Annotated in this window: 4 protein-coding genes; all 4 read right to left on the bottom strand. The window is 52.8% G+C overall.

Annotated elements, in window-relative coordinates; translation table 11 throughout:
• Window positions 1-8: 8 nt before the first annotated feature.
• Window positions 9-6026, bottom strand: a complete 6018-nt coding sequence (locus tag GT003_RS22085; RefSeq protein ID WP_161701922.1) for a glycoside hydrolase family 78 protein — start codon at window positions 6024-6026, stop codon at window positions 9-11.
• A 902-nt stretch (window positions 6027-6928) separates the two neighbouring features.
• Window positions 6929-7873 (bottom strand): copper amine oxidase N-terminal domain-containing protein, encoded by a 945-nt coding sequence (locus GT003_RS22080; protein WP_161701920.1) that lies wholly within the window; start codon window positions 7871-7873, stop codon window positions 6929-6931.
• Window positions 7874-8193: 320 nt separating this feature from the next.
• Window positions 8194-9345 (bottom strand): glycosyltransferase family 4 protein, encoded by a 1152-nt coding sequence (locus tag GT003_RS22075; RefSeq protein ID WP_161701919.1) that lies wholly within the window; start codon window positions 9343-9345, stop codon window positions 8194-8196.
• A gap of 108 nt (window positions 9346-9453) precedes the next feature.
• Window positions 9454-9744, bottom strand: coding sequence for a hypothetical protein (locus GT003_RS22070; protein ID WP_161701917.1), 291 nt, complete (start codon window positions 9742-9744; stop codon window positions 9454-9456).
• Window positions 9745-9781 lie beyond the last annotated feature (37 nt).

The raw sequence follows: 9781 nt of genomic DNA, 5'->3' as shown, positions 1-9781 counted from the left end.
TCCGCTGCTTATTTCCGGCGATGAACGCCTACCGTTTGCTGCACATTGCCTGCGATCACGACCTTCACGGTCGCAAACTTCACGGTGCCGTTGCTGTATAAGGCTTTGAACGCGAATGTCAGCGGCCCGTCCGGAAGCTTCTCGAACTCGGGATCCCACAGCTCGCCGCTCCAGCTCGCCCGGGATGGTCCCGACGGCGTCAAACTCGCCGTCAAGCCATTCAACGTCACCTTCACTTCGACCGCATCGGTCTCCGTTAACGTGTCCGTCGTCGACGCCGAGAGCAAGAACCGCTCCCCTGCCCAAAATACGCCGTACCCGCGCGGATGCTCCGCATCTCCGCTCGCCTTCAAATTACTTTCCCTGCGCCGCTCGTTCCACAGCTCCGTATGCTTCACGAGTCCGGAAACGGACAGCGGAAGCACGACGATGTTCTTCGTTACCGCGACCGGCGGCGCCTTGCCGTCGGATACCGTGAGCTGCACCGTATAGGTGCCGACGAGCGGCGCAGCGAATAGGGGTCCGTTGGTCGGATACGGATTCGCGAGCGAATACGGATACGTGGTCTGTGCCCCATTCGGATCCTTTACGGTATACTGCACGCTCAGCGAGTCCTTGTCCGGATCGCCGATCGTCTGCGTGATCTTAATCGTATCGCCTTCATAAACGGGCTTCGGGGACCAATCAAAGTCAGCGGTCGGCGGCCGGTTCGTCTCGATATAGAAATAATGCGGATCGCTGTTGCCGCTCCAATCGTAACCGTCGAAGACGCGGACGATGACGTACATATTGACCTTCTCCGGAAGATCCCCGCCCGGAATCCAGTCGTTGGCGCTGGAGGTCTTGACGCCGGAATCGTACTGCAGCACGCCGCCGTATTTATAGATCTTCACTTGGAACTGCGTTTGGGTGTCGCCGTCCGCATCCGAATAGTTCCATTGAAAGTCCGGCCGCAGGACGGTCAGCTTCGTCGGGTTCGCTTGGTCGGTGCTTGCCGGCGCCGTAATCACGGCTTTCGGCTTTTGATTCACGATATTGACCTGCAAGCTGAAGTCCGCCGTTGCCCCATCGGCATCCGAAACGGTCTGCCTGACATTGAAAGTCCCCATGCTGCTGAAGCTCTTGGTCCAATTTGTCCGCGAATTGCTCGCAAAGCTCTCCGTGCTGCCGGCTGACGTGTTCGAGACGTAATATTCATGCGGCAGCTTCGTGCGATCGCCGTCTTCGACATCATACGCGGTCGAATTGAACGTAATCGGAACGCCGCGGAACGTATTTACGCGATCCGCCGTGAAGCCAGGCACCGGCGGATTATTCGGCGGCGCGAGATCCGTGACCGGCAGCATAACGACGTACCATTCGGACCATGCGCCGTACTCGTCCTTGACCGCCAATGCGACCTCGTAGGTACCGAGCTCCTGCGGAGCCGTCAGCTTCTCTTCTTTATAGACGCCGCTTGGCGTGACGTAATAGAAACGCTTCTGCAGAATTCCCTTCGTCGTCTTGTAGTCGATTCCCGTTGCTTCGGTCGAATAATCCGTGCTGCTAAAGTAACGGTCCGGATCATAGCTGCTGTCCGTCCACAAGATTTTGTGCTGGGCATCGCTCGCTAATGTGAATTTGGCGATCGGTCTCCGGTGAACGGTAATCTTCTGCGTAAATTCGTTCGAGCTTTTCCGGTACGCATCGAACGTATTGCTTGGCGAGAGGTAATCCGGATTCGGGTCGTCTTTCGCCTTCAAAGAGACGATATAATCGCCGACTTTATCGAACTTCAGCTGCGCATTCTTGAAGGTCTTTCCATTCAGCGCGGATACGCCCTGGTTATGAATGAAGCGAAGCGCATGCTTCACCGTCCAGTCATAGACGCCGCCGGCTGCCGGATCGTTCTCTGGATCGCTGAAGACGATGTTGTTGTACTGTACATCGGCCGCCGCGGATCCTTCGTCCCAAATAGCATATTGATCCGACCAGACATCATTCTTCACGATCGGCTTGTAAGCCACGCCGCTGAACGTTACGAAGGACTTGTTGGTAAAATAACCGAAGCGTCCCGTGGTATACGCAGCGTCATTCACTTCCATTATCGGCGCGTTATCCAGGAACACGGCAATATGGCCCTCGCTCGTCTGCAGCTTGACGGCATAGGTTTTTTGACTGTTCAGCGTGTAGTTCTGCGTAGCCAGTACCGTGCGCACGCCGGCGACGTATTTGACCAGTTCGATTTTCTTCGCGTCCGTCTCGAGGGCATAGCCGTTCAATCGGTCTTTCATTCGGAACGAGAAGCCCAGCCATTCGTCGTCGTAGTCCGCGTCATCCATCTTGAAGCTGAATTTCATCTCCGCGTCGGACAGCGAGAACGGCGAGTAGAATTGGCCGCTCGTGAACGAGCGCATGACCGGCGCATTCGTCGTCGGCTTGCCGACGGACACGGTCAGCCTGAATTGATCTTGACCTTTGCCGTTATAAAGCGGATACGCCTGGGAAAGGGACACATAGACCCCGTCCATAAAGTATTGTCCGTACTGCGGATTGGAGAAGTTGCATCCCATGCCTACCGTGCCGGCGGGCGTCCCGTTCTTGTCGAGCACCTTGTTTTGCCCGTATTGATTATACGCGCCGGCAAATCCGGAATTGCAGGCCATTTCGCTCGCGTTCATGCTCGTCTGATAGCCATCGATGGTTGTAGACAAACGTCCCTTGTTCTTGATCGTTCCCGCAAAATCCGTCGAGAACGCCGGATCGCCCGAAAACCCATAATCGGAGTCGCCATAATGATAAAGCGTCAAATCATCCCCGGCTAAGCTGTCGACCTTACGCTTGATCGCTCCCGTTGCCGAGTTGATAACGGCAACGGCTTCCTGGGTGGTGGGAACCATTTCGTAAGGTTTATAGTAATCGTAGTAATACTTCGCATAGAGCTCTTTCGTGACTGGATTAAAGAAGAAACCCGTTTTCCCCTCCGGATAAACAAAGGCGCCGTTCCAAGAGTAGTTCGCCGTCGGCGCGACTTGAGAGGCGATTTGGCCGCTCACGCCATCACCCAAATAATTGCGCCACGCCAAGGTGAAATCCGCATTGTATTTGGCGACGCTTAGTTCCGCGAACCAATTCGAGTTCCCCGATGAGGTCCAACCCTCATAGCGATACATCGCTCCCGTGGCGTCGGTCATCTCTCCCATGGTCGTATAGTAGATCGAGCTCGCGGAGTTATGGTAATCATCGGCGAATTTCGTCGTATGTGCCGTCGGCGCGTAAATGCTGTTGATCTTCGAGAAATGCAGGTCACGGGTCAATTTATAGTACGTCTTGTACAGTTGACCTGGAGCAGCGAAGAAGTTATCCGCACTCTCCAAAATCAGACTGCTTCCCTCCGTACCGTAAATCGTCATTCCTTCCAATACGTCCGTATTATCCGAACCTGTGACGGCTTTAATATCTGCTGCCAAAGTTGGCGAATTGAAGGTACTGGTCAGCGGAGCACCCGTTCTCGCGTCGTAGATTCCGAACTCACCGGTCGTCTTGTCTCTGCCAATGTTGCCCGGCAATTCCCAAGTCCTTTGCACATAGAGGTACTGATCCGCTATTTCGTACTCGTTGATCTTTCTAGGGTAGGCATAGATATCTTTGTACGTGAAGCCGCCATATTTATAAGAATCAATCGTCTTGGAGCCTACGTCGTAGTTCGATAAAATATAAGCATAGGGACTTCCGTTTTGAAACTTCTGCGTGACGCTGGATCCGTATACGTCGACGATGGGCGACAGCTTTGCCGGATCGAGGGCATAGATCTTCTCGTCGTAGGAATAGGTCCAGGTTTGGTTATTGTAGTTGTAGGACTGCGAATCGTTATTTTTATCGAAGAAAAGTAGCTTCTTCGTGGATCGGATTTTAGGCATCTTTTGACCGTTGTAATATTGCATGATGCTGTTGTTATCGCTCAGCAGATTCGTAACCACATCGGACTTCAATGTCGATCGCCAAGGCGACAGCTCGTTATTTCCGTAGCCGTTGTTCGCGAGCGGAAACGCATCGAATTGGGACTTGGTATCGCTCCAACGCGTCATCGAGTATTCGTAGACACCCGAATCCTGTTTGCCAAAATTCCGGCCTTCGCCGCTTATCAGATTGCCTGCGCTTGACCGCCACAGATGGTTGATATTGTTGACCAAATTATTCGTGCCGGGTACGTATGTTGGCCACTTTAACATGTCATCGGCAGTAATGCGCGTGTACGGATCCAAATTCGGCTGCGGATTATTACCCTCCATCTCGAAAGAGACTTCAGGTGCGTTGTTCACGACATCCAGCGTCAGCGTCGCCGGCGGATCGGAGTCCGTATCGTCCCACTGGCCATATTCCTCCGTGACTTTCAAATAATACAAGTACTTCCCGACCTTCGTTGGCGTAAACTGCAGCTTGGTCAGCGTACCGCTCACGGTTTTCCAAGCGTCGTCGGAGAAACCGTTGTTATTCGCGTCGTACTTGTATTTGTAGGCCGCGGTCACGATCGCATCGCCGTCCGGGCTCGTCGATTTATTGAGCATGTCCAGCTGCGTGCCGCGCACCGAGAGCGGCGGAACGACGAGTTTGGCGACCGGCGGCAGATCCGGTTGGACGATAATCGTGCACGTGGCCGGATCCAGTGATTTCAGTCCGTTCTCATCATAGACGGAAAGCGAAACTTGCACCGTGATATCCGTCGTCTCCGGATTCGGATAGCTGCTCTTCTTATTCGTCCATTCGTCGCGGCTATGATCGATCTTCAAGTACGAGATTGGACTGTAGCTCCGGCTGCCGTTAATGGCCCCCGCCGGAATCGGATGATTCGCGATGACCGAAGGCGGACAGTCGATGACCGGGACCGGGTTCTTCGGCACGACCTCGATATACGTACATGCTTTAGCTGTCGCTCCCCACTCGTCACGCATTTGGCCGCAGATGTTCTGGAATCCGAGCGAATCCATGGTGAGGTTATGCTGACCATCGACATACTCGATGCTCTTCGAAGGAATCGACTGCACGAACGGCGACCCCGCCGAGTAGTCGAAGCCCATGAAGTAAAGATTGTCCCCGTCCGGATCGTTTGGCGTAGGCACGGTTGGATCATTAATGTAGACGAGATTAAGCGTCGTGCCTTCGACGACTTGGTGCAGCGGTTTGGTCGGTTGACCGGGATCGACGAAGCCGATACTGAACGTCGGCGGATTGTTGACGGTTGGCCCCGTTACGGTGAGCGGCTTCGGGCCGATCCAGTCGGAGGTCCCGCAGCTCGTCACGATCTGCATGTAGACATTATGGATGCCGACTCCAATAACCCATGGATAGGAGCCGTACGTATATGTCGAGTCCGTCGTTTGGCTGGTGACCGGGCTGCCGGTCCACGTACCGCCGCGTTCGATTTTGAACGTATGGGATTGATAGATACAACCGTTTAATTGAAAGTTTTTGAGATGAAGCGCGAATGAAGCTTTATAGGGGAGGGTGTTCGGCAGGACATCGAAATCGCCTGTGAAGGAGATGGGTTTCTCGTAGAAAAAGGATACATACGCTTTGGGCGTGGCCGCGTTGACGGTCACCGATTGACTGGTCTTCGGCGTGACCGTGCCGGAATAAGAGAGATAGGATAAGTTGCTGCCTATAAAGTTCCCATAGTCGGCATCGTACCCATAAGAGGCGCTGGAGGGCAGCGCAGCGATGGGAACTGTTTGCTGCTTCGCCAAGGTGTATACGCCGGTCGGTCCTGCGCGAACCATGTGGCGGAGGTTGATCTCGCCGGGCGAGGCGGTCGAGTCTACGTCGTAGTAATAGTTCAAAATGACGGGATTCGGAAAGGCAGCCTTCGTAAATGTCCCGAGATTGTATTCTCCGGTTATTAGGGGACCGCTCGGCAATATCTTGTAGCCGGAGTAGGTATAGCCTGAGCCGGTCGGAACTTCATGCGAGAATGAATACGCGGTTCCTTCTTTCAATACCTGCTCCCTATCGTATAGTCCAGCGACGCCGTCCAGGCTGTTATCATTCATGTCTAAATGCTTAATGATTACTTTGCCATCGGCAGAATTCTTATCGTAATAGTAGTTTACTTTGTAGGTGTCGAAATCACCATTGTAGGTAAATGACGGCGTCCCCGTAATGAATGGAGAAGCTTGTGGATCACTACCATCAACGGTTTTCTTATACTTCCCCGCGTAAGTGTATCCTGGAATGACAGGCGGGGCGGGAGGATAAGACTGGCCAGCAATCATATCTCCAGATTTGCTTGGTGATAAGCTATCTAATTGCTCGCCGGTTGTCGAGAAACTATGCGTTTCATAGTGACCTTTCAGCTCGAATTCAAACACGATGGGAAAATAATAACGTCGAGCCTGGACTAATAGACCAAAGGTTTCATTTGGGTGATCCTTTAATATAACATTCCAGTATTGTCCTGAACTTGTTTCTAGTTTTCCTGGTAAGTTGACCTTGAAACTGACATTACTTGTCCCTTTACCTGTAAGATCGCTTGTTATAGGAGAGCCTGCATTGTTTGCGAAATATAACATGTAAGATGCAAAATCATCGGTACTACGAGACTCTTTAAAATAAGTTTCATGGCTATCACTCCCGTCAAAGTTATAAGCTTTGACACTTTTAACCGACCTACCTGGAAAACTAAAAGAATATGACCAAGAAAGGTCGCTAGGAGGAACTCCTTCACCAGGCGCATAGGTTGTCCACTCACCTGCAGAGTTTGTCCATATTTCGTAACTCATGAAACCAACAGCATATCGCTTTGTGCCTACCGCATAAGGTTTAATAAAGGCATTCCCAAAATCCAGTTCTTCTGCATTAGCTATATTGCTAGATATTACAGGGAACAGGAATTGAAACAAAAAAGTAATTAGAAGTAAAAGAGAAAGACTTCTTTTCAGTAATCGCCCCATATTTACCTCCAAGGGTTTTTGAATAGAATCTTGGCATCTGAGTCCGCATAGATATCAATATATTCAATACTTCTCATTGATAGCTTCTCGTAATCCTTTATACCAAGATTCCAAAAGTCATCCTTACTTACCACATCGTTATAATGAATTCGTAACTCTTTCCCAATATTTTCACGGTAATAATTTACTTCGCCCCGAACCTTCACATGTTCCCCCGTTTGTAAAAACAGAAACGTCCGCCCCATAACGCCTTTATCCGTCGTACTCGCCCTTGTATATGTTCTTCCTTTAGGATCCCGAGCAAGATCCATTCGGTAATAAATATCACCGGAAATAATCAATGGAAAGTCCTGTTGTGTAACAACTCTTGCCGTAGTGAATGGTTTATCACCTTCACTCAGAAAATTTTTTAAAAAATACGGATCCTTCGCATAATAATGCGCATACGGCTTAATATCTTCCGGTTTAATCGCATCCTCGAGCTTCGGTACATCCTTATTGCCAATCCAAACAAACTGATTCACCGCATCCCACTCCACAGCCACGCCGAGCCCTTCACTCACGACACGCAACGGAACGAGCGTCCGCCCCTTTACTACCTTCACTGGCACAGACAGCTTCGTCGTAATGCCATTAATCGTGGCTGTCGATGCCCCGATCGTAAGCGCAAGGGTACTCTTCCCCTTCACGATGCTAATGTTCTTCCCTGTCAGCGTCAAATCGCCGCCAAGCTTGTCCGATACCACTCGCAAAGGCACAAGCGTCGTGCCATTTACATTCTCTGGCTGCACGTCGCTTGGCAATTGGCGTGCATTGTAGAGCAACTTTATTGGTAGGCTGTACGTCATTTTAGTAGATTCCTCAGCTGAAATAGAAGCCCCTCCAAGTGCGCTGCCTGTCAATGTCAGTGCCGCGAGTACCGCAGTCGTCAATTTAATCTTCTTCATCTTTGTTTCCTCCTCGATAAATCGGTTTCGCGATCATGCTTAACAATTGCAGCGTACTATTACGCCGCCTCAATTAACATATTCTACCACCCTTCGCTAGATTTCGACGAGACCTGCCTCTTAAAAAATCCCCAAAGTTTCTCCAGGTCCCCCAACCCGCGAGAAACGAAAAAAAGCACCTGCTGCAAGCTGAATAAACCAGCCTGCAATCAGGTGCTTCCTGTTGCTTAGGATCCATAAGTTCTCGAATTACTCCCTATTTTACGCACACATCCGACAATTATCAACCTTATTTTTACAGTGCTGCTTCTCTCCTGCCATTACGGCTCTCTCAACAGCTCCAGCCAGCGGTTCGCCGAATGCTGCCACGTGAAGTGCTGCTCTACCCGTTTGCGGCTTTGGCAGCCCATCTCTTGGCGCAGCCGTTCGTTGCACAAGAGCTCCAGCAGCCGCGAGCGCATCTCCGTCACGACATGCTCCGGGTCCACCAAATACCCCGTCACGCCGTCATCGATAATTTCCTTCATGCCGCCCGCGCGGGTCGCGACGACAGGCAGCCCGCAGGCCATCGCCTCCACGTTCACGAGACCGAACGCCTCCCGGTTGCCGGACGGAACGACCGCGACGTCAGCCCCGAGAAACCAGCTCGGCACCTCGGAATACGGCACGTACGGGACGAAGGTCACATGACCCTTCATCGTGCGTCCCAGCCGGTGCAGCATGCGGACGTAGGCGGTTGTCCGATTCGAGCCGTAGAACGCGCCGCCGACGATCACGAGCAGCACGGATGGATGCTCTTTGATCAGCTGTGGCATCAGCTTGAGCAGATGATGGACCCCTTTGATCTCCTGAAGCCGGCCCATGAACAGCACGACGCTGCGCCCGAGCCAATTGCGCCTCCTGCGGAGCTCCGCTCTTCGCAGCGAACCCGCCGCCGAATATTGCGATGGGAAACGCTCCACGTCCACGCCCGGATAGACGACGCACAGCTTATGCGCGCACCCCGGCACGCGATTCGCCGCATCCTCCTTTAGAAACTCGCTGTTCACGATGATGCGGTCGGCCGCGTGAAAACAACGGGACAACGTCTGCGACGGGATGGCCCGCTCCCGAATGAACGTATTGGAATGCAGGTTCAGCCAAATCTGCTTCGCAGGCTGCGCCTGCTTCAGCTTGAGTACGTAGCGCGGACGGTTCTCCACTTGCAGGACGTCAAGCCGCAGCTTGCCGACCGCGCGTCTGACGCACTGGATATAACGCTGCTTGCTCGCAGCCGGAAACCGCTCGATTGCCGCTCCGCCGACGTTCCCCCGCTTGCCGAGCGAACGGCTGAGACGCCCGTAAATATGAGCATCGACATAGGGAACGAGGAGCGGCACGGTTTTCTCGACGACTCGCTCGACGGAGCTGCTGGTAGGGGAAGGCAGAGGAAACGTACCCGGCGTCACAAAGGCGACTTTGGGTTTATCCATGGCGCGCAGACCGCCTCTCCGATTAGAAAATGTGCTGTTACAGCATACGCGGCGAAGCCAAGCCGGCAACCGCCATACGCCTGTTTCGCCTCACTGCGGCCGGCCCAACTATTTGTCCCTCCGCCATATTTGAGCCAGCAGGAGACTTAAGCCGTACGGGCCGAAATAGGCGCCGCTGATCAGAAACAGCGGGCTTAGCAGCACCTCGTGCACCTGGGTCATGAACACCGTATCATCGAGCAGCGTCTTCATCACGGCATGGGCGGATTCCCCAAAGAATAACAAATAGGCCGCAACCGCCAGCACGTCCAGCAGCCACCTGGCACTCTCGTGAGCAAGCCTCAGCCAAAGCAGCAGTACCCCGCCGACAACGGCGGCCAATATTACCAATCCTAGCATCGCAATCACCTCATCCCCATCATTCGCAGACGGGAGC

It is taken from the genome of Paenibacillus sacheonensis, from assembly GCF_009909195.1.
GTDB lineage: Bacteria > Bacillota > Bacilli > Paenibacillales > Paenibacillaceae > Paenibacillus_Z > Paenibacillus_Z sacheonensis.
Note: the sequence above shows the minus strand (reverse complement) of the source record. Positions and strands in the feature narration are given on the sequence as shown.

Bases quoted from the DNA above. Each gene is read 5' to 3' on its own strand.
- GT003_RS22085 (WP_161701922.1), bottom strand. From the start codon at position 6,026: ATGAATGATAACAGCCTGGACGGCGTCGCTGGACTATACGATAGGGAG.
- GT003_RS22080 (WP_161701920.1), bottom strand. From the start codon at position 7,873: ATGAAGAAGATTAAATTGACGACTGCGGTACTCGCGGCACTGACATTG.
- GT003_RS22075 (WP_161701919.1), bottom strand. From the start codon at position 9,345: ATGGATAAACCCAAAGTCGCCTTTGTGACGCCGGGTACGTTTCCTCTG.
- GT003_RS22070 (WP_161701917.1), bottom strand. From the start codon at position 9,744: ATGCTAGGATTGGTAATATTGGCCGCCGTTGTCGGCGGGGTACTGCTG.